The sequence below is a fragment of the Amphritea sp. HPY genome (assembly GCF_050870985.1).
Taxonomy (GTDB): Bacteria; Pseudomonadota; Gammaproteobacteria; order Pseudomonadales; family Balneatricaceae; genus Amphritea.
Genome location: NZ_CP194015.1, coordinates 2,266,006 through 2,289,641, shown reverse-complemented (window position 1 = coordinate 2,289,641; position 23,636 = coordinate 2,266,006). Strand labels below are relative to the sequence as shown.

Below are 23,636 nucleotides of genomic sequence, written 5' to 3'. Positions count from 1 at the left end.
ATCAGCCGCCGCCGATGATCGGCACCAGGGTCACTTCACTACCGTTGGGAACCGGCGTCGTTTGTTCGCCCGACAGCACCATGTCGCCGTCGATGGCGATGTTGATGGTGTCGTTGCTCAACTGCTCAGATGCCTCGGGCAGTTTGCGCAGTAGCGCCTGGCGCAGTTGGCTGATGTTGTTGATCGGCTCGTCGATGATCAGCGCTTGCTCCGGTGCACCGGGCATCGCCTCGGACAGGTTGACCCTGATCGCATAACCGGTAGCCAGGCTGGAGAGCTTGTGGTGCCAGTCCAGCGCAGGGGTGCCCTCGGCGTTGAGCCCGGTGATGCTGTAGAAGCGAGATTTCATTGCTTCGAACTCGTCGCGGTCGATCTTCTCACCCTTGAACGGACCGACGTTGATCGGCTCGTCGAACCAACGCGGTGGCAGGGTGTCATCTTTACCGCGCAGGCCGAGGCGGAAATTGAGCATCCGCTCTAATCCGGTGATGCTGCGACCGCTCTCGTACAGTGATTCTACATCGAGACCGAGCCCGGTCATCTCGTTCAGGTGATCGGAGAAATCGGTCAGATCGGGTAGCGATGGCGAGTTGAACAGCTTGGTATTGAAGCGGCACATACCGATCGAATCGCCGACCGCGTAGGTATCCTCGCAGCGCCGTACCGCGTACTCCTTGCCTTGGTAGCCGTTGGGCTCAGGAGCTACCACGCCGCCGTAAAGTTCGGTCTTGAACTTGGCGTCGTCGTTGATGCGGGCGTTGATCTCCAGGGTGACGCGGTTACGCAGGTGATCCATACCGCGAGTGGCGACGGCCAGTCCTAGCGCAAACGCTTTGAGTATCCGTGAATCGTGTGGATCGGACTGGAACAGCCCTTTGACCGCCATCCGATACTGCAGGGCTGCTTCGGGGTAGTGACCGTTTTCGACCGCTCTGGCCGAGTCGGCGATAACGTTACCGAAACCTTCGCGCTTGACGGTCATAAACAGTAGCTGTTCCACCACCGGGTAGTTACCCCAGGTCAGATCCAGGCCGCCGGTGTCGCTCTGATCGATAATGCCGCGCTGGTACAGCTCCATCGCCCAGGCGATGGACGCACCCGCGCTGGAGGCATCGAGTGCCAGGTCGTTAAGAATATTGTTCAGGCGCAGTACCTGTTCGGGGCTTTTGATGCCGATATTGGGGCCGAATTTGCCGACGATGATGTACTCGGGGCCTTCGCCCTTATCGTACTTATCGAACACACCGTCATCTTTGATACCGTTGTAGGTCCGCTGCTTGTGATGGTCGAGTTCGCTCTGCTGTTTGTCGTAGCTGGCATTGCCGGCAATACCGCTCAGTGCGCTGGCACCCCAGCCGCCTTTGCCACCGGGCAGCATGTCATTGTCGGCACGGCAGCGAACCGGGCATTGATAGCAGCGGCTCATGCCGGGACGGTAGGGGTCGAAATTGTCGGCGTCGAGGGTGTCATGCCAGGTCGTTTCCTGGTTGTTCTTGGTTCCCATCGCGCCGAGTACCCGGCTGGGCTTGTAGAGGAAGGGCGTCCCCACCGTTTTCAGCGCGTTCTGGATCACGCTGGTGCTGAGGATCTTCTTACCGATATCTTTGTTTTGAACCTTGAACTCTTTGGACAGTTCAAAGGTCGGTAGCTTGCCCTGGATCATCACCGCTTTGAGGTTGAGCGATCCCATCTTGGCGCCGGCGCCACCGCGAGCCCAGATCGCCTTGATACCACCCATTATGCCGCTGCACAGAACCTGGTTTTCGCCTGCAGAGGTGATCCGCGCCATCGCCATATCTTTTTGCTCGGTGCAGTCGAAATCGCGCTGGATGGTCTCGGTCAGCTCCAAATTGTCCATGCCGAGGTAGGGGGTCGCGTCGATGAACTCGAGCTTATCTTGCTGGATGTTTAACAATGTCCATTGCGGGTTGCGGCCGAACAGCACCAGGTGATCGTAACCGTTGCGCTTGAGGAAAGTGGGGAAGTAGTCGCCTGCGTTGCTGTCGAGGATCGCGTGGCTCTCGGGTGAACGGCTGGTGACGTTGCCGCGGGTACCTGCTGGCATGTTGCTGGTGAGGATGCCGGTACCGAAAATCAATGGCACTTCTGGATCCAGTGCATCTTTGTCTTCTTGTAGCAGGTTATACAGCAGGAACATGTTGCCGCCACGCCCCGCCAGAAAAGTAGATACCACATCCTTGGGTAGGTAGCTGCTTTGCGAACTACGGTTTTCTAAGTCGACAAACAGCACTTTGCCCTGGGTGGGGTATTGGGGAGTGTCGTGCATGCGGCTTAGTAGTCGCTCAACCCGTTGTCTGATATCCATGGCAGTCTCTGAACCTCGCTCTTTAATTCAACCGTGCGTTGTTATGTAATTTGACTATATCAACAATTAGTTTGATATCAAACTATTTGAAATCAAACTAGGGTCTTGGCTATTGTCGCGCCCTGGTCACGACTCACCTTCTATATCACCGGGTTAGCGCGCTGGATGGCGGCTTGGAAGGTTGCGCATAATGGCTGTTTTGTTCCGTCTACCGGAATAAAGAGATGAAACCCGTTTGCTCTGACGAATTCGATTGATGCACTATATATCATAAATTGTACTGTTTTTGGAAATTCGCGGTGATTTTTCGAGCTCTTCTATGTGTTTGATGAACAATATTGCGTTTTACATGCTCTCGATAGGGTGGAATGACTTTCTCCTTATATCGGACCAATTAACGGAAATAAATAATGATAAAAACAACATCGGCAGTAGCGAAAACGAATACCGCTATCGACCTGCAAAAGACCGTTTTACTGCTTCAAAAAGCGGCCTCTGAGCAGCGTTATACACTCAGTCAAAATGAGCTTTCTGAGCTGGTTTCGGAGTTGGGGTTTGGTCTGCTGGCAACGGTCGGACCGTCATCGGGGGTGACCTTGAATCACAATCTGTCGATGAATATCGCTTATACACGCGAGTTTGGCATGGTGCTGAGTGTCGGACTGGAGGGTGCTGCACAAGTGGAGTTTACCCAGCGCTTTGCTAAGGGGGAGGCTATCGTCCATGCCTCTACCGCGCTGACCCCGGTGGACGAGTTCTTTGCCTTATTTAAACGGAGCCTGTGTTACACCCAGCTAGCCGGTGCGGTATCAGATCAGTTGCTGATGGATCAGTTTGCAGTGATGATCGAGGTCGCCAATCATTTCTCCCCCGATAATGCGCTAGCGCCTTTTATCCTCGAACGGCTGGAGGTGAGCCCGCTGGCTCCGATGGATGGCCAGTTAACACCGATGGGTGGTCATTGCAGCTTTACCCCGCCGATCAAGATACTGGCTCCTCGACCGATTAAAAAGATCGATAAACTGCTCCATCCTGAGTCCATCGGCATTATCGGTGTTTCGGCCAGCAAAATGAATTTTGGCCGTATCATCCTTAAAAACCTGCTCGGTAGCGGTTATAGCGCCGATAAGATGACTATTATCCGCCCCGGTGAGTCACAGATAGATGGGGTTCGCTGTGTCGAAAGTTTAGCGGCGTTGGAGTCCAGGCTGGATCTGTTTGTCGTGGCGATCGCTGCCGACGGGGTGTTTGAGTTGGTCGATCAAATTATCGATCTGGATATCGCCGAGTCGGTGATGCTGGTGCCGGGCGGCCTGGGTGAGACCGAAAAAAGCCGGGCAGCTGCCGCGGTGATGAAACAGCGTATCAATGCCGCGCACCTGAAAGAGAACGGAGGCCCGGTGTTCCTGGGGGGAAACTGCCTCGGAGTAGTGTCGCATCCTGGCCAGTACGATTCCTGGTTTATTCCTCGAGAGCGGCTGCCTAAGCCGCAGAAGAAAGCGCAGCGTCATTCGGCGCTGATCAGCCAGAGTGGTGCCTTTATGGTGACCCGGCTGAGCAAAAATCCCTGGCTTGATCCGGCCTATATGACCGCGCTGGGCAACCAGTCCGATATCAGCCACGGCGATATGCTCAACTACTATGTCGATCACGATGCCATCGATACCATCGGTGTGTATATCGAAGGCTTTAACGATCTGGATGGGTTGGCCTTTGCCGATGCCGTTCGACGAGCGGTCCGCAAGGGTAAGCAGGTAGTCGTTTATAAAGCAGGGCGCACCGCGTCAGGGCAGGCCTCCGCGTTGGGGCATACGGCATCGATTGCTGGTGATTATTCGCTCTGTGAGACAATTTTGGAGCAGGCGGGGGCGATGGTTGCGGCTGATTTTACCGAGTTTGACGACCTGTTTTATATCGCCAGTTGTCTGCACGATAAAACCCTTGAAGGGGCACGGGTTGCCGGTGTCAGCGGTGCCGGATTTGAAACGGTCGGAATGGCTGACAGTATTGTTGCCGGGCGTTTCGCACTTGAGATGGCAGCGATTAAACCCGAAACACAGCAGCGGCTTGAGGATATTCTGATCGCCAAGCGGCTGGATGCGTTGATGGAGGTGCGTAACCCGATCGATATCAACCCCGGAGCCGATGACGAAGCTCACGTACAGTGCACCCAGGCTTTTGCCGAGGCAGACAATGTCGATGCGGTCGTGGTGGGGTTGGACCCGTTGTCGCCGATGATGCGGACGTTGGTTCGCTGTAGCCGTGCCGGCTTTGATCTAAAGGATGAGGTTAGCGTTGTGCAGTTGCTGCCTAAACTGGTAGCCGAGCAGGATAAGCCGATCATCGGTATTGTTGACGGCGGCACGCTGTACGATCCGATGGCGGAAAAATTGATGGATCAGGGCGTTTGTGTGTTCCGCTCGTGCGGGCGCGGGATGCAAGCGCTGGCCCGTTATACCCAGGCACGGTTATATTCGGAACGGATTCAGGGCCTGGATAGTTAATTTTAGGCCTGCGAACAGGGCCTGATTTCCCGGGAATTGTTCGCAGCGCCCTTAGGTTTGATCGACGTAGACTTGTAGCCAAATTACCTCGCTATGTTGTTTTTTGCGTGCGCAGGCTACGCCGTGTATTGGTTTTTGTGCAGGGCATAAAAGTATGTATTACAGGGTTTTATGTACTCTGAAAACAGTGGAGACGGCAATGATTATTGAGCATGTAGGTGTGGTAGGTGCAGGCCAAATGGGCAACGGTATAGCCCAGGTTTGTGCAGTAGCGGGACTCAAAGTGTCTTTGTGTGATCAAAGCCAGGAGGCGATTGATCGCGGTATGGCGACGATCAAGGCTAGCCTGAAGCGTATGCAGGCTAAGGAAAAAATCACAGCAGAGCAGGTAGCCAGTGCGCTGGGGCGTATTGAAACCAGCACCTCAACCGAATCGTTGGCGCAGGTGGATATGGCTATCGAAGCCGCCACCGAAGTCGAAGCGATCAAACAGGCTATCTTTAAAGACCTCGACCGGATTTGCCAGCCGCTGGCGATTTTGGCAACCAACACCTCCTCTATCTCCATCACCCGTATTGCGGCCGTTACCGAACGGCCAGGTAAGGTGATCGGCATGCACTTTATGAATCCGGTACCGATGATGAAATTGGTCGAAGTGATTCGAGCGTTGCAGACCGACGATGAGGTGTTTGACCGGGTCACCGGGATGGCCAAACAGTTGGGTAAGGTGCCGGTCGATGTCAAGGATGCACCGGGCTTTGTGGCCAACCGCGTTTTACTGCCGATGATCAACGAAGCGGTGTTCACCCTGTACGAAGGCCTGGCCAGTGCCGAGGAGATCGACACCGTGATGAAACTGGGCATGGGGCACCCGATGGGGCCGCTGGCGCTGGCCGACCTGATCGGCCTGGATACCTGCCTGAGTATCATGGAAGTGCTGCATGATGGCTTCAGTGATTCAAAATACCGCCCCTGTCCATTGCTAAAACAGATGGTCGATGCGGGGTACTTAGGGCGTAAGTCCGGGCGTGGATTTTTTCAATATAGCTAATTCAATACAGTTAAGGGGGTAAACTATGAGTACGATAGATCCTGAAACCTTCAGCAATATTTTACTAGAACAGGTCCGCGACGGTGTTTACCTGCTGACAATCAATCGGCCCAAAGTGCTCAATGCACTGAATGCCCAGACACTGGAAGAGATGAATGAAGCTGTTTCGACGGTTATCGCTGACAAGGGCGCGCGGGTATTGCTGATCACCGGCAGTGGTGAAAAAGCCTTTGTCGCCGGTGCAGATATCGCCCACATGAGCAACCTTAGTCCGCTTGAGGGTAAGGCGTTTGCCGAGCACGGCATGCATCTGTTCCGCCGTCTGGAGACGCTGGGTATCCCCGTGGTGGCACTGGTCAACGGTTATGCGTTGGGCGGCGGTTGTGAGCTGGCGATGAGCTGTGATTTTATTCTGGCGTCCGATAATGCCAAGTTTGGTCAGCCCGAGGTCAATCTGGGGGTCACCCCTGGCTTTGGCGGTACCCAGCGTTTGACGCGCCTGGTCGGTACCGCAATGGCGATGGAGCTGCTGGTCACCGGTCGTAACATCTCTGCAGAGGAAGCGCTGCAGCGCGGCCTGGTTAACCATGTTTATCCGCAGCCGCAGCTGTTGGATGAGGGCTTGAAGCTGGCATCGATGATTGCGGGGAAGAGCGGTACCGCGATTCAGTTAACCAAAGAGCTGGTGCAGCGCGGCCAGGATCTGGATCTGGATAACGCCTGCATCATGGAGAGTGATCTGTTCGGGCTGAGCTTTTCGACGCCTGATCGTACCGAAGGGATGGCTGCGTTCCTGGAGAGCCGCAAGCCAAACTTTGGTTAATTCGATTGAGAGTCTGGCGATCAAATAAGCGCTAAGTGATCATAAAAAGGGGGCAACGGTTGTTGCCCCTTTTTTTGGATTAAGGCTAGAGGCTTGACTTCTATGACGTAGTCGCTGGCTTTCGGTCACATCGCAAAAGCTTCACTTCCGGTTTCAATCGCTTTCTTACTCGGCGCCACCATCGCTGTCGGTGAACTTAACGCCGCTATTTGGCGCAGCCTTGGCGGTCACCTTCCTGAGCGAGTCGATTCACTGGTTTTAACTGGCGGGGGCGCTTGTTCGCTGCTGGGTATGGTGTTGGCGCTGGGTCCACCGGGCTGGTTAACCAAGCGGATCAAACGCTGAAGCAAGTAATGATTAGCGGGGTGCGGGATAATCACCGGTAGTCACGCTTGTGTAGGCGACTACCGGCAGGTGTTCCCAGGCTAAGGCGCTGGGTTGTTTTTGCGCAGGTCTTTCACCCGAACCGCCTTCCCCTCAGACCGGGGGATCTCCCCTGGCGCTTTGATGAAGATGTTACAGGTGATACCGACAAAGGATTTGATGTGATGCCGGACCTCGGCGGCGAGCATTGGATAATGGTCGGGGTTAACACTGGGATCGGCCTCGACATCGACATCGAGCGTATCCATGTTGCCATCGCGACGGATCAGCAGCTGATAATGCGGAGCAACGTTGGGGAAGCCCACCAGGACAGACTCGATTTGCGACGGGTAGACGTTAACTCCGCGGATGATCATCATATCGTCGTTGCGTCCGGTGACACGAAGAATCCGCACATGGGTGCGACCGCAGGAGCAAGGCTCGTGGCTGAGTCGGGTGATGTCGTGGGTCCGATAACGGATCATCGGCAGCGCTTCTTTGGTCAGGGTAGTAATGACCAGTTCGCCAACTTCGCCTATGGGTAGCGGCTGCTGGGTGCCTGGATCGATAATCTCGAACAGGAAGTGGTCCTCCCAGCCGTGCAGTCCACTCTGCTCTTCGCAGCACTCAATGGCGACTCCCGGTCCCATGATCTCGGACAGGCCGTAGATGTCGACCGCCTTGATGTTGAGGCGTTGCTGCAGTTCGGCCCGCATCGCATCACTCCAGGGTTCGGCACCGAAGATACCTGTTCGCAATGGTCCTGACTGCAGGTCGATACCCTGTTTCTCGGCACTATCGGCCAGGTTGAGCGCGAATGAGGGGGTAGCGCAGAGTATCTCGGCGCCAAAATCGTTCATCACGATGTTCTGTTTTTCGGTATTGCCGCCCGACATCGGCGTTACCGTACAACCGAGCTTCTCTGCTCCGTAGTGGGCGCCCAAACCGCCGGTAAACAGTCCGTAGCCATAGGCGTTATGCAGCATGTCGCCGGGACGACCTCCCGCGCAGGCGATTGAACGGGCTACCAGCTGAGCCCAGCGATCCAGATCGCCCTTGGTGTAACCAACGACCGTCGGCTTTCCGGTGGTGCCGGAGGAGGCGTGAATGCGGGAAACCTCATTCTTAGGCACCGCAAACATCCCAAACGGGTAATTATCCCGCAGGTCAGTCTTGACAGTGAAAGGGAACTTAGCCAGGTCGGCTAAGGTTTCCAGGTCGTCGGGAGAGACCCCTGCTTTGTCAAAACTCTGTTTGAAATGGGGGACATTGTTATAGGCGTGATGCAAGGTCTTCTTCAACCGATCCAACTGTAATTCCGCCAGTTGTTCTCGGGGAAGGGTTTCTATCTCCGGTTGGTACATATAACGCTCGCTACTACTATCGCTGGCGATATCTAGTGCCGCTGTACTGTTGCTGACGCTCATTGGGGTCGTCTCCCTGTTATTTTTATTGAAGAGTTAATTGACCGCTATCGCCATCCATTTTTTAAGGTTATTGGGCGATGCCAGTAATCCGTGTCCTTATTGTTGATACGTCTTATGTCGTAACGCTGAGTCTTCAGCCGTCTCGTAATTATCGTTGCGCAGTCAGGATACTGCGCTGGTTTGCTCGAACGCTTTCAGGCTTTTGACCTGATTATCGACCCGGCGCTGAAGGTGATCGATCTGATCCTGGTTCAGGTGACGGTATTTACCGATCTGTTTCAAGTAGTCGGCTAAGGGTGCGGGTTTGTCGACGCTGCGGGTGAATTGTAGCCCCTGATCAGGGGTGAACTCCCACAGCGTGACGAAGTTACTCTCGACCTGTTTGCGACAGACTTCGATGGTTTCTGCTGCCGGAAAACGCCAGCCAGTGGGGCAGGGGGCGTAAACATGCAGATAGGCGAAACCGCGTTTCGAGGCGGCCAGTGCCTTGTCGAGTTTGTCGTAATAGTCGTCCATAAAGGACAGCGATGCGGTGGCGACGTATTCGCAGTTATGCATCATCATGATCTTGGCCATGTTCTTGGCATCGGTGCGCTTGCCTTGCATCTCCTTGCCCACCGGGGTGGTCGAGGTCCAGGAACCGGCCGGGGTGCTGCCAGAACTCTGCATGCCGGTGTTCATGTAGCCTTCGTTATCGACACACATAAACAGTTGTTGTTCGTTACGCTCCGCCGCTCCCGAGAGGGATTGGAAGCCGACGTCGCCGACGCCGCCGTCGCCAGCCAGGGCTAACATGGTAACGTCCCGGCCGAGGCGGTTGTACTGCTTTTTAATCCCCGCCAACATCGATGCGGTATTGGTCAGCAGTGGATGGAAAACCGGAACCTTGGTGCCGGTCTTGCCGTTGTAGCCGACCGTGCCCATTCCGGGAATACAGCCGGGAGGGGTGGCGACCACGACATTGGAGCCGACGTTGCGCAGGGTATGGCGAATAAGCAGTTCCGAGTTACAGCCCTGGCAGGCTGACAGACCCGGTACAAACAGGTCCTCTTTGTCGCCAATGCGACTGTAGACACTACCGGAGGTGTTGTACTCCAAGGCCCCGTGGGGGCAGACCTTGACGCAAGCGGGGTTGCCGTCGCAGGTGTCGCACTTGGTGACATGACCGACTTCGGCGTTATAGGTAATACCACCGAAGGCACAACCGACGGTGCAGAGCAGGCAGTTGACGCATCTGGATGAATCCCAATCGATGGTACCGCTGTTCAGGTCTTTGCTCAGTGCGGCGGCGGGGCAGCTCGATACGCACTTAGGATCGCCGCATTGGCGGCACATCGCCAGCTCAATTGAGCTCTGTTGCTCTGCAGTGGATTGTGTCTCGTTGTTGGCGAGAATTTGAATCCGTGAATGAACCGGGTCGTCAGAACCGGCTTTGGTTTGTGAGCAGGCGCGCATGCAGTCGCCGCAGCCGTCGCACTTATCCGGATTGAATGTGATCGTGTTGTAACCTAAAGCCACTTTGGTATCTCCTTCAGGGGTAGTCGACGGCGTTAGCGCCAGGCTCTGGACATGAGTCGGCGGCCGGTTTCCAGTGGCTTAGCCACGAAATCCGCTTTGTCCTCGGCAAGGTCGATGCGGCGCAGAATCAGTTGCCACATGATGCCGGGGTCCAGGGCCGCATTAATGCCGGATATCCCCTGTAGTTGATTATCTTTGAAGATGATTTTCTGGAAAAAACCATTGTCAGTATCGACACTCAATTCGACCTCGCTACAGCCTGCAAGGGTACCGGTGGAGACGTCGCTGACTCCGACGGAGATCGCTTGTTGACCGTAAAAGGTGTAGGTGTTGATCGGTATGCCTCCGCTGTAGGATTTGAGGCAAGGGTCATCGCTCATCGCCATACCCGCGATCCGGCCCTGCTCGACCGCATCGGGCAGGATACCGGTGACAACCTGGGCGTCGCTGTAAAAATCGCCTGCCTGGGTGACATCCCCGGCGGCCCAGATATCGGTTTGACTGGTGGCCATATGGTCGTCCACCAGAATTCCCTGGTCGGTCTCGATGCCACTGCCAGCGCAGTAATCGGTGACCGGTTTGACGCCGGTGCTAACCAGCAGCAGATCGGCCTCCAGGGTCTCACCGTTTTCGAGTTCAACTTGAACGCTGTTATCCTGTTGCTCAATTCGAACTGCCCGGTGACCCATCTTCATCGTCACGCCGTGTTGGCTGAATGCCGACTCGATCAAACCGGCTGCCTGCGGATCGAAGTAGCCCGGCAACACCTGGGTTTGCATCTCGACCAGGGTAACCTCCAGACCGGCTTCGGCCAGATTCTCAGCACCGTGCATACCGACCAGACCGGCGCCCAGTACGATCGCTTTTTTAGCCTGTTTGGAGGCTTGGCGCAGGGCGATGGCATCGTCTAGCGTGCGCAGTACTAAAAACTCGGTTTGATCGAGGCCTGGCACCGGCGGGATCAGCGGGCTGGCGCCCGTTGCCAGCAGTAGTTTATCGTATTGCCACTGCTGACCGTTATCGAGCATCACGCAGCGGTTATCGGGTTCTATCTTTTCGACCCTGCGACCGGGAATAAAGTTGATTGCATGCAGGTCGAAGTAGGCCTGATCCTTAAGACTGATATCGTCTGGGTGGGATCGACCGGAGACGACATAAGGCAGCACCGTTGGCGAATAGGGCAGGTGATCATCACGCGTGATCAGTGTCAGGCTACCATCAGGATCCTGCATTCGGATCGCGGCTACCGCTTCGAGCGCTGCGTGAGAGCTGCCGATAATCAAGTATTTACTGTGTAGCATGGTCTCTCCTTGAATTAGTCGTTGCGGTTGATCCAGATGGGTTCGTCATAATGATGACCCTTAAGTAGCTGGGCGGTATCTTCGATCACCTGAGAGAAGTGCTCGACGGTGATATCCGACCCCGCAAGTCCGCCGATAAAACTGGCCGAAGGCAGGAAGCGTTGCAGTCGTTGTGCTGCGGCGAGGGTCTCTTGATAGACCGGTCCGCAGTTCCAACCAAAGTTAACCGAGCGATCGACCACGCCGATCGCCTTGACCTTGCTCAGGGCTCGGTTGATCGCTTCAACCGGGAATGGGCGGAAGGTTTTTATCTTGATGATGCCTACCGCTTCACCTCGATCACGGGCCAGGTCGACCGCATCTTTGGCAGCTCCGGTCATGCTGCCGATAGTAACCAGTGCATAATCGGCATCGTCGAGTCGATATTCTTCCACCAGGGGTGAGTAGTAGCGACCGATGCGGTCGCCCCAATCCTTGTGTGTCTCTTCGATGACTCGCAACGCGTTCTGCATGCCGTCGCACTGGCTCTTGCGGTAGTTGGCGAACATCGATGGTCCCGGGCCTCCGGCACCGCCGGTAAGGGGATCGATCGCCATCGGCCGCTCAGGATCGAGGGCGGCATGCCAGTTAACATTTTTTTCGCCCATAAATGCATCGACCAGCGGTGCAGCGGGCAGTTGAATACCGGTGACACCGTAGGAGAGATAGTTACCGTCGCTGTTGACGTTGACCGGTAGCATCACGTCGGGGTGTTCGCCGATCCGAAAGGCCATGGTGGTAGTGTCCAGGACTTCCTGTACGGTCTCGCAATACATCTGGATCCAGCCGGCTTCTTTAACCAGCATTGCGTCCTGATGACCACCCCAGACACATTGCGGGGTTAGGGTATCGCGGGTGACCAGGCTGGCGACCATCGGTAAACGCAGGCCGGGGGTCCTGATGTAGGGTTCGAACATAAAAGCCAGGCCTGGGCCGCAGGTGGCGGTATAGGTGCGAGCACCCGCCAGGGCGGCACCCTGGAGTGCGGACATCACACTGTGTTCGCCCTCGACGTTCATCAACTCGGCATCGATAATGCCTTCGGCGACAAACTGGGAAAGGTACTCGACCAGTGATGACTGCGGGGTGATGGGGTAGATCGCCATCACATCTGGACGCGCCAGGGCTACTCCCCAGGCCGCCGCTTCGTTGCCATCGCAGACCAGTGTTTTGGACTGATAGCGGCTATCGTCAATATCGGGAGTGATTGCTATTTCTATTGCGGTCATGAATTATCTCCCAACCTCTTCGATCATGGTGATGGCCCGATGTGGGCATTCGTGAGCACAGATGCCGCAGCCTTTGCAGATGTCCAGGTCGATATCGAACCAGGCCGGTTTTTCGACGATGCATTGCACCGGGCAGTAGATCCAGCAGGTGGCGCATTTGACGCACTTCTCCCTATCAACGACTGGGCGTTCTGCGCGCCAATCACCGGGCAACATCGTGGCGCACTCGCTGGCGACCGGACAGAGGTTGTCGGGTACCTTCTCCGGATAAACAACCTTATGAGGAATGAGGTTGGGAGTCGGGTTTTTGGTGGATGTTGTCATCAGATGGCCTCCACAAGATGCTGCTGTAAATGGTAGACCTGGGTTTCGTGGTAACCGCGCTCTATTGCCAACATATTTTGTTGCAACCCGGCATCTCTGAAGTTGGCGGTTTCTAACCCTTTTTTTAGTGATTCGAGTGATACCGCGCCCGTGGTTTTGGCGAAGGCGCCGAGCATAATGGTATTGGTGATCGGACGTCTAAAGATCTCCATCGCAATAGTGACGGCATCGCAGAGCCCCAGTGTGCTGAGGTCTTCGGGTAGGGTTAGCTGCTCTTTGGCTTCTTTGGTGGTATGGACCCAGGTTCCACCAGGTTGTAATCCCTCAAAGGCATTGATCGAACGGATCACCGAGGAGTCAATGCTCAACACCGAGTTTGGCGCGTAGATATTATTGATCCGGCGGATCTCCTGGTCATCGAAACGGATGAACGCCGCGACCGGAGCGCCTCGTCGCTCAAAACCAAAGGCGGGGATCGCCGTGACAAACTTACCCTCTTCCACCAGAGCCTTGGCCAGGATCTTGGAAGCCAAAACAGCGCCCTGTCCGCCGCGACCGTGAATTCGAAGTTCATGCATAGCATACGTACCTTTTTTATGGCTTTGTTCTCGTGGCACCGTATTAATCGATGTGGGAGCGGGGCGAGTAGCTTATTGCTAAGTTGCCTGTATCTAGCGCTCCCATCATAGCGACCGATCGCTAGCTGCTTTATTTGGGCAGCGACGCGACCTTGGTCGATTTGGCCTTGAGGCGGCCGGCGGTCTGTTCGAGATCGACGACGAAGCGACTGTGTTTGCCCATCGCTACTTTCTCTAACGGGTCGGTGACCAGGACGTCGAAACTGACAGCTCGACCTTTGGCTTCGTTGACGGTGACCTGGATATCGACCCACATCCCTTCCAGCGTCGCGCCGATGTGATCCAGCTCTATGCGCGTTCCAACAGAATCTTCGCCTGCATCGGAATACTCCAGTAGCAGGTTGCGGCAAGTCATCTCGATATCATAAAGCAGGTTGGGGGTGGAGTAGACGCGACACTCGTCACCCATAAATTCAATGGTACGGTCGCGGTCGATGTCGATTCGGCAGGTTGAAGTGGCGCCGACGTTAAGGCTGTTTTTCACAGTGCTTCCCTCATTATTATTGTTGGGTTTGCCGTGTTGCTCGAGAGAGGATAAATAAAACTTGCTATGCAATATAGTGCATGTCTTAATATCAGATATATCCAATCTGTGTTTTATAATGCATCAAGTGTTCGCGGGGTTGCAATGTATTGAATAGGTTGCTATTCCACTAGGTGGAACTGATAGTTAGGGGTATGACAGAGGCTTCGTCAACAAGCAAGCGCTGCCCGCTGTTATGGAAATGGAGAGTTGGTAGTACTGCTGGGATGCAGAGAAAGGTTGAATAGATTATTGCGGAGTTAAGGGTTCCTTAGCTGTTATTTGAATTGAGTATGGAGTAGGGGATATATGGAAAACCTGATTAGAGCGCTTTCCAGAGGTCTGCATGTGATCGAATACTTGCAGTCGCATCCACCTGTTTCGCTTGCGGAGCTGCATAGAGGCACCGAGCTGCCTAAGGTCACTTTGCTGCGGATGCTTCATACGTTGCAGGAAGAGGGCTGGGTCTACCGTGGCATAGGGGATGACCGTTATCGCTTGTCGTATCACCTGCATCATCTCGGCGATAACCTGATGGCGGTGGATGCATTAGCTGAGGCTGCAGGGCCGATTCTGGATGGTTTGCAGGCGGATGTCTTGTGGCCGTCGGATATGGCGATCCGTAAAGGGCTGGTGATGGCCATCGTTGAAACAACCCGTAAGAAACAGGTTGTGGTAGTGAATCGGGATTCAATGGGGGTCGAGCCGGAAATCTTGCGCTCGGCCGTGGGGCATGCTTACTTCAGCTTCTGTTCTGACACCGAGCGAGAGGAAATATTAGAACGACTTATGCTGCAGAAAGGGGAGCAAGGACGCTTGGCGCAAGATAATGAGTGGCTCGGGCAGATGGTTGAACTGGTGCGTAAGCGCGGTTATGGGTTGCGTGATGCGGGTGCCTGGCCCGCCCCCGCCGGTGCGCTTGGCGGGCTTGCAGTGCCGGTGTTTGTCGAAGAGCGGGTCAAAGCTTGTATCAACATTGTCTGGCCTGAAGGGGCGGTGACGGCAGAGCAGGTAGAAGATACCTATTACCCCCGTTTACGGGCTGCAGCAGATGAGCTGACGACGGTGCTTCAAGAGCATTTCTTTTTGCTTTATTGATGGGCAGATCAGGGCATGGAAAAGCAGATCAGAGTGTTATCGCGCGGCTTGCAGGTGGTCGAATGTATTCGCCAGGAAGCCCCGGTGTCGCTGTCGAAGTTAAGTCATACGACAGCGCTGCCTAAGAGCACTTTGCTTAGAATACTCAATACCTTGCAACATCATGGCTGGGTATATCGCGGACTGAGCGATGAGCACTACCGGCTCTCTTTTCGGCTTAGATGTTTGACCGATAATTTACTCGCCGCAGATGCGCTGGCTGAAGCGGCAGGGCCGATCCTCGATGAGCTGAAGAGTGACCTTTTTTGGCCTTCGTACGTTGCGGTCCGTAGAGGGCTGTTTATGGAGGTGGTAGAACGAACACGAAAGAAACAAGTAGTGGCAGTTCGACCCGAAGTGGTAGGCGTTAAAGTAGGTATCTTAAGGTCTGCACTGGGGCATGCGTATCTGGCTTTTTGCTCTGATACTGAGCGTGACGAGATTATCGAGCGGGTTATCGCCGCCGGTGGTGAACCAGGGGTCTTAGCAGCGGATAAGGCTTGGTTGGATGCGATGCTACAGCGGGTTCGCCAGCATGGATATGGGTTACGAAAGGCTCATGAGTGGCCTGCACCGGCCCATGCTCAAGGCGCCATTGCGGTACCGGTTTTTTTACATGGTCGGATAAAGGCCTGTATCAACATTGCATGGCCAGATGATGCGGTTGAGCAGGCTTTGATCGAGTCACAGTTTTATCCAAGGTTAAGAGAAGCCGCTGATCATTTGTCGGCTGTGTTGGAAAATGATAATCCTGCAGTATAAGCGTTGTCTTAACCTTCAATCTCTCTGAAAGCCAGTACCCAGAAGCCATGCTAAGGCGTAAGGGCTAGTTCGGACCTTTCCTGTTTTTTTGCTTAGTTTCTTGATGCTTGTTAAGGGTATGGCCTGCAGAGTGTCGATCGTTCCACGCAGTGGAATGTTTGAAAGAGCACTGTCTTCTTTTCCTAAAAGTCTTGATGCACTATAAGTTATGTATGAAGTGTAAGAAGATGCTATAGGTCTGAATTATATTTCCTGTACCGAGAGTTGTAATACAAAAATAAATAAGTACTCAAGTAAGGATATGAATCATGAAAAAGCGGAATAAGTGTTTGGCAGGTATGGCAGCAGTGGCTTTAGGGATGCTGTCTGCGAGTAGTGTTGTGTTAGCTGCGGGCGATACCATTAAAGTAGGAACGTTCCTTTCAGTTACGGGACCTGCTTCCTTTCTCGGGGATCCTGAGTTAAAGACGCTGCAGATGTATATCGAAGATATCAATGCCAAAGGCGGCATTGATGGCAAACAAGTTGAGCTGGTGCATTACGATACCGGCGGTAACGCCAAAAAAGCGGTTAACTTTGCCAAGCGCCTGATCAAGCGTGACAAAGTCGATGTCATCGTAGGTGGCTCTACCTCGGGTAGCACTCTGGCTTCAATGCCTGAAATCGAAAAATCAGGTGTGCCTTTCATCTCTTTGGCTGGATCGGTGAAAATCGTTGATCCGGTTAGTCCCTGGACCTTTAAAACACCACACACCGACCGGATGGCAGCATCCAAGGTCTATCTAGATATGCAGGCGCGTGGCATTACCAAGGTCGCGCTGATTAGCGGTGATGGCGGTTTCGGCAAGTCGGGCCGCGCCCAGAGCCTGGCGCTGGCACCTGACTTTGGTATCACTATCGTGGCGGACGAATCATACGGCCGAAAAGATACCGATATGACCGCTCAGGTGACTAATATTCGTGCCTCTGATGCACAAGCGATTCTAAACTTTGGTTTTGGTTCTGGGCCCGCAATTGTGACCAAGAACATCCGTCAGCTTGGAATCGAACTACCTCTTTATCAATCCCACGGTGTAGCGTCTAAGAAGTATATCGAGCTGGCTGGTGATGCAGCCGAAGGTGTGCGTTTGCCCGCAGCGGCACTGTTAGTTGCCGATAAGCTGGACGATAGTGACAAGCAGAAAGCGGTATTGGTGGCTTTCAAAAGCGCCTATGAAGCCAAATACGGCCCGGTATCGACCTTTGGTGGGCATGCCTACGACGGCTTGCATATCGCTCTGGAAGCGATCGACCGCGCTAACTCTACCGATAAAACGGCGGTTCGCGATCAGATCGAAGCCACCAAGGATTTTGTTGGTACCGGCGGCATCTTTACCATGAGCAAAGACGACCATCTGGGTCTTGGCCTGGACGCATTCCGTATGCTTGAAATTCGTAATGGAGACTGGACGCTGGTCAACTAAGGCTGGTTTTCATTTTTCTCTAGGATAGCTCAGCGGCTGCCTGCCATAACCTTGCAGATAATATTCTGTCGGAAATGAGGGTGGTTGCTGAGTGAGGTTGCAGACTGAGGTAAAGCATATGTTTGATCAGATTATTCAGTTTCTGGCTACTGGCCTATCCATCGGTTCGACCTACGCCCTGGTAGGGTTGGGTTTTGCCATCATCTATAACGCTTCTGGCGTGGTGAACTTCGCTCAGGGTGAGTTTGTCATGTTGGGCGCCATGTCTGTGGTGGGGCTGCTTGGAGCAGGAGTGCCTTATCCTCTCGCGCTGCTGGTAGCGATAGTCATCGTGACGCTGGTTGGGTTTTGCTTAAATAAATTTGCGATCGAGCCCGCCCGTGGTGCATCGGTTGTTGCCACCATCATTATCACCATCGGGGCTTCTATCTTCTTGCGAGGAGCTGCGCTGCTGATTTGGGGGAAAGATATTTTCAGTATGCCGGCGTTTACCGGCGATGAACCGATTCAGATTGGCGCGGCAACTATGGTGCCACAGAATCTCTGGATTATGGGGATCACCGTCGTTTTGGTCCTTGGGGTACGATATTTCTTTGATAAAACCCTAATCGGAAAAGCCATCCTGGCATGCTCGTGTAACAAGACCGCCGCCGGTTTGGTCGGCATTAATGTCAAGTTGATGTTGCTGACCTCTTACGGTCTCTCTGCCGCCATTGGTGCGGTGGCCGGATTGTTGATAGCTCCGATCGCCTTCACCTCTTTTGATGCGGGCACGATGTTGGGGTTGAAGGGTTTTGCTGCAGCGATTCTCGGTGGTATGGGAAGCTCAATGGGTGCTGTTGCAGGTGGTTTGGTATTGGGAGTGCTGGAGTCACTGGGAGCAGGTTTGATCTCTTCCGGTTATAAAGATGCGATAGCTTTCGTCATTATCTTAGCGGTGCTGTTCTTCAAGCCTAGCGGGCTATTCGGTTTCAAATCGGTGGATCGTGTATGAATCGTCTTAAAGGTTTTTATGTTTATGCCGCGGCAGTGGCGCTGTTGCCGATACTGTTTCCCGATAACTATTTTGTCACCGTCGTCGGTGCGACCATCCTGCTAAACGTGATTTTGGCCGTCGGCTTGAATCTGTTTATCGGCTATGCCGGCCAAATATCGCTAGGGCATGCGGCGTTCTTTGGCATCGGGGCTTACAGCTCGGCGGTGCTAACGACACGCTTTGAGCTCAATGCCTGGCTGGCGATGCTGGTGGGGTTAGGGTTGGTCTATGTGATTGCCAACCTGGTGGCTCGGCCAATACTCAAACTTAAAGGCCATTATTTGGCCATGGCGACGCTCGGCTTCGGCATTATCGTCAATATCATCCTGGTGCAAGAGTCTTCCTGGAGTGGAGGCCCCGATGGTTTGGGCGATATTCCCACGTTGTCACTGTTTGGCTTTGAGATCGATACTGACCTGCGTTGGTACGGCATGATCGCGTTCTTCTCGTTGGCGGCGATACTGGTGTCGCTGAATATCATCGACTCGCGTTCCGGACGTGAGTTGCGAGCAGTACACGGTTCGGAATTCGCTGCCCAGATGATGGGGGTTGATACGGTCAGAACCCGGACCAATGTGTTCGTTCTCTCGGCCATGTTTGCTTCGCTAGCGGGGAGTCTGTTTGCCCACCAACAGGCGTTTGTTAGCCCCGAGTCGTTTGGTTTTGGTTTTTCGATTGAGATCGTCACCATGGTTGTATTGGGCGGAATGGCTTCCACCTATGGTGCTGTGTTCGGTGCTATCGTGCTGACATTATTGCCTGAGACATTGGTGGTGTTTGAAGATTATGAAATGCTCATCTTCGGCGGCATCTTGATGGGTGGCATGATCTTTATGCCGCAGGGTTTGTTTGTGTTCCTGACGCAAAAGATACGCGCGGTGTTGAATCATCGCTCTGCCCCTTCACAGAAGCCTCAAGATGCTCAAAAAACCCTGGAGTGTGACTCATGACAATTTTACAAGCCGTAAATTTGGATAAGCACTTTGGTGGCGTGGCGGCGGTGACCGACCTGAGCTTTTCGGTTACCGAAGGCGAAATCTATTCGGTTATTGGGCCGAACGGGGCGGGCAAGACCACCCTGTTTAATATGCTCTGTGGTTATTATGTCCCCAGCGGCGGTTCAATCACCTTTGCCGGTAAGGATTTAGCCGGTATGGAAACCCATCAAATAGCCGCTCAGGGTATCTCGCGAACTTTTCAGAACCTGCAGGTGTTTTACAACATGACGGTGTTGGAAAATGTCATGGTGGGCTGTCACATGCGTACCCGTACCGGCTTGATTAAGGCCGCCCTGCGGTTGCCTTCGGTGATACGCGAAGAGCGTCAGGTGCGTGAGTGGTCGATGGACGCTTTGGCGTTGTGCGGACTCGAACATCTGGCAGACCGGGAAGCGGGGTCGTTGCCTTACGGTGAGTTGAAACGGCTGGAAATTGCCCGAGCGCTAGCGTCGGATCCAAAGTTTTTAGCCATGGATGAGCCCGCAGCTGGGCTTAACGATACCGAAACGGTCGAGATGCGGCAGTTGATCCAACGGCTTAAGGGGCGAGGTATTACGATCCTGCTGGTTGAGCATAATATGGGGCTGGTGATGCAGATCTCTGACCGGGTGTTAGTGCTGGGGTTTGGTTGTCTGTTGGCCGAAGGGACGCCACAAGAGGTGCAGAATAATCCAGCTGTTATCAAGGCTTATCTAGGCGAGGATGTGTGATATGTCGATCGAACAGCAACAAGTAGACTCATCATCTCAATCGAAAGTCTCACTGAACCCGACCCTCAAGGTAGAAGGGCTGGTGAGTCATTATGGGCCGGTTCAAGCGATCGTCGATATCAGTCTTGAGGTATATCCCGGCGAATTGGTAACCATTGTCGGGGCTAACGGTGCTGGTAAAACCACCCTGTTGCATACCCTCTCGGGTGTACAGCGTGCCAGTGCTGGCAGTGTCATGTTCGAAGGGGAGGATATTACCAATCGGCCCGCTCATCGAATTACCGCCGGTGGGATTTGTCATTCGCCTGAAGGGCGACAGGTCTTTGCGCCGTTGAGTATCAACGATAATCTGCAGTTGGGGGCCTTTGCCCGTAAAGATGATAAAGCGGTGATTGAAGCCGAGATTGAAAATATCTATTCCCTGTTTCCGATCTTGAAAGAGAAGCGACTGCAAGCGGCCGGCAACCTTTCCGGCGGGCAGCAGCAGATGCTGGCCATCGGCCGTGCGATGATGGGCAAACCCAGACTGTTACTGCTTGATGAGCCCTCTATGGGCTTATCACCACTGCTGGTCGGGGAGATTTTTAATGTGATCCAGGATCTCAATAACCAGGGTGTGACCATCTTATTGGTTGAGCAGAATGCCCGTGCGGCGTTGAAAATTGCCGATCGGGGCTATGTGCTCGAGTCGGGCCGGGTGGCGTTCTCCGCCTCCGCCGAAGAGCTGCTCAATGATGAATCGGTACAGAAAGCCTATTTAGGCCATTAAGCCTTAGACAATCGTTTTCCAGGCGGCGGGAGCCCCTGTTTAGAGGAATTAACCGATGTATATAGAAACGATCATGACCTCTGATGTGCTGATGGTCGAAGAAAATACCAAAATGACCCACCTGGCGGGGCTGATGCAGGCTAAGCGGATCCGTCACATACCCGTGACCGATGCGGATGGTCGTTTACAGGGGGTGCTGTCGCATCGCGATGTGCAGAAAGCCTCGCCTTCGGATATCACCACCCTGTCAGCCGGTGAGGTGAACTATCTGCTGTCAAAGCTGACGGCCAGGGATATTATGCACCGCAATGTGGTGTCGTGTTCGCCCAAGACGTTGGTAGAGGATGCCGCCTGCCTGATACGCGAGCACACCATCGGCTGTTTACCCGTGGTAGAGAATGACAAACTGGTAGGAATTATTACCAGTGTCGACTTGCTGGACTTTTTCCTCGATATCACCGGCTGTAATGAGCCCGATGCCGCCAGACTCTCGATTCAATTGAAGGATCAAAAAGGCGCGCTATCAAAGCTGTTGGCCTGCCTGGACGAACTCGGTGGCTATGTTGTCAGTGTGATGACGCCTCAGCACAATCAAAATGACGAAGAGGGCTTGCGCCATGTGGTTTTGCGATTCAAAGCTGATGATCCGCAGGGAGTGAGGCAGCAATTGGGTGATCACGGGTATACCGTTGTTACTGAGACCTACCCGAAAGGTTAAACTGCTTTATACCAAGCGGGTTTTCGATCCTGCAGAGCCCGGCAAGTTAGCTTGCCGGGCTTTTTTATAGGTTCTCTGCGAGTTAAGGAGAGGAGGGGGAATCCTGGTCGTTATCCAGCGGCGCCATGATCCGTTGGAAATAACTACGATAGGCGGCCGGTATCTCGATACTCTTGAAGCTATCGGCGTTGATGCAGACCGTGGTGGTTCGCGCATCGACGCAAACTTTGCCATTGACCTCGAAGATATAGCGCAGTCCTAGCGAGGATCGTCCCAGTTTAAAGCAGGTCACCTTGACCAGCGGCCGGTCGCCAAATTGCAGCGGATGTTTAAAATCGACATCCGAATGGGCCATCGGAAAGGCCACCCGTTCGTTCTGGATCACATGGTAGTAGCGGGCGCCGATATACTCTTCCCACAGGTTCTCGAAAGATTCGTGGATATAGTTGTGAATGCGAGGGAAGTAGGCGATTCCAGCCGGGTCAACATCGCCAAAGCGAATTAGGTGGCGGGTAATGAAGACCTCGTTTCCCTGTTCTGAGGTCATATTAAGCATGTTGGACGGCGTGTTCATGGTATGTTCTCAATTACCTGTTTGATGATCGCTGACGCTTGTGGCACAACGCGCTGATGCGGTTAGCTCTTCAGCACGGCTATCGCTGATTCGTAGTCGGGTTCGGTGGTGATCTCTGGGACGAGCTGGGTGTAAATGATACGGTCCTGCTCATCGACGACCACCACCGCCCTGGTGGTCAATCCGGCTAACGGACCGTCGCCGATCAGTACCCCGTAATCGCGGCCAAAGTTGCTATTGCGCATCATCGATAAGGTCGATAACTGGTCCACCCCTTCGGTGGTGCAAAAACGCTGTTGGGCAAAGGGAAGGTCTGCCGAAATAACCAACACGGCTACATTATCAAGCAGTCCTGCCCGGTAATTAAACATCCGGGCTGACTCCGCGCACAAAGGGGTGTCGAGGCTGGGAACGATGTTGAGCAGTTTCTTTTTGCCGCGGAACTGATCCAGGCCGACATCGTTGAGATTGTTATCAACCAAAATAAAATCAGCAGCCTGATCGCCGACGTTGGGGAACGTGCCGCTAATGTTAACGGGTTCGCCTTTTAAGGTCACAGTAGTCATCGTTGCTGGGTCGTCCTGTTGGGGTTAAAGCGGTCTGTTTGGTCTCTGCTTGCGTACCGCTGAGCCTGTCATGGAAGCTTAACTCAGAATCTATCAACGCGCTCTCAGCCGCTTATTGGAGATACCTTGCTCAGAAGTTGGATCAAGGTTTCACGCTCGGTTTGTGTTAGTTGCGCGGCTAATCGCCGTTCATGTTCGGACACCTCTACAGTCAGTTGGGCTAACAGGGTGCTGCCAGCATCGGTTAACAGTAGGGCGTTGGTACGGCGATCACCTGCTACACGTTTGCGTTGTACCAGCTTTCGCCGTTCTAGCTTGTCTATGGTCGATACAACGGTGGAGCGGTCTAAGTGTACGGCCTTGGCTAGCTCGGTTTGTTTCAGCCCTGGATTGGCGTTGATCACGACTAGCACGGCGAAAAGGCTCGGTGTTATATCCGTATCGCTGACACTGTCTGAAAAATCCTTAAACACGGCCAATTGAGTCAGGCGCAACTGGTAACCGAGCAGTTGCGGTAAGAGACCGTGATCGATTGTTGTACCGGTGGCTCGCTTCATGATGGCAATGGTAACTTTGATTGAGGTCCAATCATTGTAATGGAAAGTATTGGCTGGTGACTATTTGTAATACAAAAATATTACCCAGCCGACGCCTGGTAGCGCCGGCTTAATCATATCAACAATGTTGCTTTTGCTACCTACTGCGAGAGTGGACGGGTCGACTTCTCCATTGATGCGGCATAAAACGACCATGTCGTCGTGCTCGAGTTGCAGGGCTCTTTTCCGGGTGTTAAGACGACGGTTGGGTATTTGGGTTCTCCATTGGTCGCGGGGTTGA

The 23,636-nt window shown here is 53.9% G+C and carries 22 protein-coding genes; 11 read left to right on the top strand and 11 right to left on the bottom strand.

Translation table 11 applies throughout. The features are described 5' to 3' along the window. Position 1 precedes the first annotated feature (1 nt). Complete coding sequence (locus ACQUQM_RS10320; protein ID WP_432474407.1) at positions 2 to 2,326, bottom strand: aldehyde ferredoxin oxidoreductase C-terminal domain-containing protein; 2,325 nt, start codon at positions 2,324 to 2,326, stop codon at positions 2 to 4. 410 nt (positions 2,327 to 2,736) lie between these two features. Here ACQUQM_RS10320 and ACQUQM_RS10315 point away from each other — a divergent pair, with 410 nt between their 5' ends. The 3 genes from ACQUQM_RS10315 to ACQUQM_RS10305 all read left to right on the top strand — a co-directional run bounded on the left by ACQUQM_RS10315 (position 2,737) and on the right by ACQUQM_RS10305 (position 6,704). After that, positions 2,737 to 4,830, top strand: a complete 2,094-nt coding sequence (locus tag ACQUQM_RS10315) for a CoA-binding protein (protein ID WP_432474406.1) — start codon at positions 2,737 to 2,739, stop codon at positions 4,828 to 4,830. A gap of 199 nt (positions 4,831 to 5,029) precedes the next feature. Further along, positions 5,030 to 5,881, top strand: a complete 852-nt coding sequence (locus tag ACQUQM_RS10310; RefSeq protein WP_432474405.1) for a 3-hydroxybutyryl-CoA dehydrogenase — start codon at positions 5,030 to 5,032, stop codon at positions 5,879 to 5,881. A 25-nt stretch (positions 5,882 to 5,906) separates the two neighbouring features. Further along, a complete protein-coding gene (locus ACQUQM_RS10305; protein ID WP_432474404.1) occupies positions 5,907 to 6,704 on the top strand; it encodes an enoyl-CoA hydratase-related protein in 798 nt (265 codons plus the stop codon). 425 nt (positions 6,705 to 7,129) lie between these two features. Here ACQUQM_RS10305 and ACQUQM_RS10300 read toward each other — a convergent pair whose 3' ends face one another. The 7 genes from ACQUQM_RS10300 to ACQUQM_RS10270 form a co-directional block, all read right to left on the bottom strand. Continuing rightward, positions 7,130 to 8,431 (bottom strand): phenylacetate--CoA ligase family protein, encoded by a 1,302-nt coding sequence (locus ACQUQM_RS10300; protein WP_432474817.1) that lies wholly within the window; start codon positions 8,429 to 8,431, stop codon positions 7,130 to 7,132. Between the two features lie 225 nt (positions 8,432 to 8,656). Beyond that, complete coding sequence (gene padI / locus ACQUQM_RS10295) at positions 8,657 to 10,012, bottom strand: NADH-dependent phenylglyoxylate dehydrogenase subunit beta (protein WP_432474403.1); 1,356 nt, start codon at positions 10,010 to 10,012, stop codon at positions 8,657 to 8,659. A 32-nt stretch (positions 10,013 to 10,044) separates the two neighbouring features. Beyond that, positions 10,045 to 11,313 carry an NADH-dependent phenylglyoxylate dehydrogenase subunit epsilon gene (gene padH, locus ACQUQM_RS10290; protein ID WP_432474401.1) on the bottom strand — a complete coding sequence of 423 codons (1,269 nt, stop codon included), beginning with the start codon at positions 11,311 to 11,313 and terminating at the stop codon, positions 10,045 to 10,047. A gap of 14 nt (positions 11,314 to 11,327) precedes the next feature. Continuing rightward, a complete protein-coding gene (gene padG / locus ACQUQM_RS10285; RefSeq protein WP_432474400.1) occupies positions 11,328 to 12,581 on the bottom strand; it encodes an NADH-dependent phenylglyoxylate dehydrogenase subunit alpha in 1,254 nt (417 codons plus the stop codon). Positions 12,582 to 12,584: 3 nt separating this feature from the next. Then, positions 12,585 to 12,905 carry an NADH-dependent phenylglyoxylate dehydrogenase subunit delta gene (padF, locus tag ACQUQM_RS10280; protein WP_432474399.1) on the bottom strand — a complete coding sequence of 107 codons (321 nt, stop codon included), beginning with the start codon at positions 12,903 to 12,905 and terminating at the stop codon, positions 12,585 to 12,587. Continuing rightward, complete coding sequence (gene padE / locus ACQUQM_RS10275; RefSeq protein ID WP_432474398.1) at positions 12,905 to 13,483, bottom strand: NADH-dependent phenylglyoxylate dehydrogenase subunit gamma; 579 nt, start codon at positions 13,481 to 13,483, stop codon at positions 12,905 to 12,907. Before padE ends, padF begins: the two co-directional genes overlap by 1 nt. Positions 13,484 to 13,613: 130 nt before the next feature. Beyond that, the gene (locus ACQUQM_RS10270) at positions 13,614 to 14,027 is read right to left on the bottom strand and encodes a thioesterase family protein (RefSeq protein WP_432474397.1); all 414 of its coding nucleotides are present in this window, start codon (positions 14,025 to 14,027) and stop codon (positions 13,614 to 13,616) included. 348 nt (positions 14,028 to 14,375) lie between these two features. Here ACQUQM_RS10270 and ACQUQM_RS10265 point away from each other — a divergent pair, with 348 nt between their 5' ends. The 8 genes from ACQUQM_RS10265 (at position 14,376) to ACQUQM_RS10230 (ending at position 21,659) form a co-directional block, all read left to right on the top strand. Beyond that, entirely contained in the window at positions 14,376 to 15,164 is a 789-nt protein-coding gene (locus ACQUQM_RS10265) for a helix-turn-helix domain-containing protein (RefSeq protein ID WP_432474396.1), read from the top strand. 15 nt (positions 15,165 to 15,179) lie between these two features. Continuing rightward, on the top strand, positions 15,180 to 15,965 hold the full coding sequence (locus tag ACQUQM_RS10260; RefSeq protein ID WP_432474394.1) for an IclR family transcriptional regulator domain-containing protein: 786 nt from the start codon (positions 15,180 to 15,182) through the stop codon (positions 15,963 to 15,965). Between the two features lie 308 nt (positions 15,966 to 16,273). Further along, positions 16,274 to 17,428, top strand: a complete 1,155-nt coding sequence (locus tag ACQUQM_RS10255; RefSeq protein WP_432474393.1) for an ABC transporter substrate-binding protein — start codon at positions 16,274 to 16,276, stop codon at positions 17,426 to 17,428. Positions 17,429 to 17,546: 118 nt separating this feature from the next. Then, positions 17,547 to 18,422, top strand: a complete 876-nt coding sequence (locus tag ACQUQM_RS10250) for a branched-chain amino acid ABC transporter permease (protein ID WP_432474392.1) — start codon at positions 17,547 to 17,549, stop codon at positions 18,420 to 18,422. Next, positions 18,419 to 19,414, top strand: coding sequence for a branched-chain amino acid ABC transporter permease (locus tag ACQUQM_RS10245; protein WP_432474390.1), 996 nt, complete (start codon positions 18,419 to 18,421; stop codon positions 19,412 to 19,414). Before ACQUQM_RS10250 ends, ACQUQM_RS10245 begins: the two co-directional genes overlap by 4 nt. Further along, a complete protein-coding gene (locus ACQUQM_RS10240; RefSeq protein ID WP_432474389.1) occupies positions 19,411 to 20,172 on the top strand; it encodes an ABC transporter ATP-binding protein in 762 nt (253 codons plus the stop codon). Before ACQUQM_RS10245 ends, ACQUQM_RS10240 begins: the two co-directional genes overlap by 4 nt. A 1-nt stretch (position 20,173) precedes the next feature. Beyond that, positions 20,174 to 20,941, top strand: coding sequence for an ABC transporter ATP-binding protein (locus ACQUQM_RS10235; protein WP_432474388.1), 768 nt, complete (start codon positions 20,174 to 20,176; stop codon positions 20,939 to 20,941). Positions 20,942 to 20,996: 55 nt separating this feature from the next. Continuing rightward, complete coding sequence (locus ACQUQM_RS10230; RefSeq protein ID WP_432474387.1) at positions 20,997 to 21,659, top strand: CBS and ACT domain-containing protein; 663 nt, start codon at positions 20,997 to 20,999, stop codon at positions 21,657 to 21,659. An 82-nt stretch (positions 21,660 to 21,741) separates the two neighbouring features. Here ACQUQM_RS10230 and ACQUQM_RS10225 read toward each other — a convergent pair whose 3' ends face one another. The 3 genes from ACQUQM_RS10225 to ACQUQM_RS10215 form a co-directional block, all read right to left on the bottom strand. Then, complete coding sequence (locus tag ACQUQM_RS10225; RefSeq protein ID WP_432474386.1) at positions 21,742 to 22,233, bottom strand: acyl-CoA thioesterase; 492 nt, start codon at positions 22,231 to 22,233, stop codon at positions 21,742 to 21,744. A 62-nt stretch (positions 22,234 to 22,295) separates the two neighbouring features. Then, positions 22,296 to 22,799 (bottom strand): thiol peroxidase, encoded by a 504-nt coding sequence (gene tpx, locus ACQUQM_RS10220; RefSeq protein ID WP_432474385.1) that lies wholly within the window; start codon positions 22,797 to 22,799, stop codon positions 22,296 to 22,298. A gap of 104 nt (positions 22,800 to 22,903) precedes the next feature. Further along, entirely contained in the window at positions 22,904 to 23,356 is a 453-nt protein-coding gene (locus tag ACQUQM_RS10215) for a MarR family winged helix-turn-helix transcriptional regulator (protein WP_432474384.1), read from the bottom strand. Positions 23,357 to 23,636 lie beyond the last annotated feature (280 nt).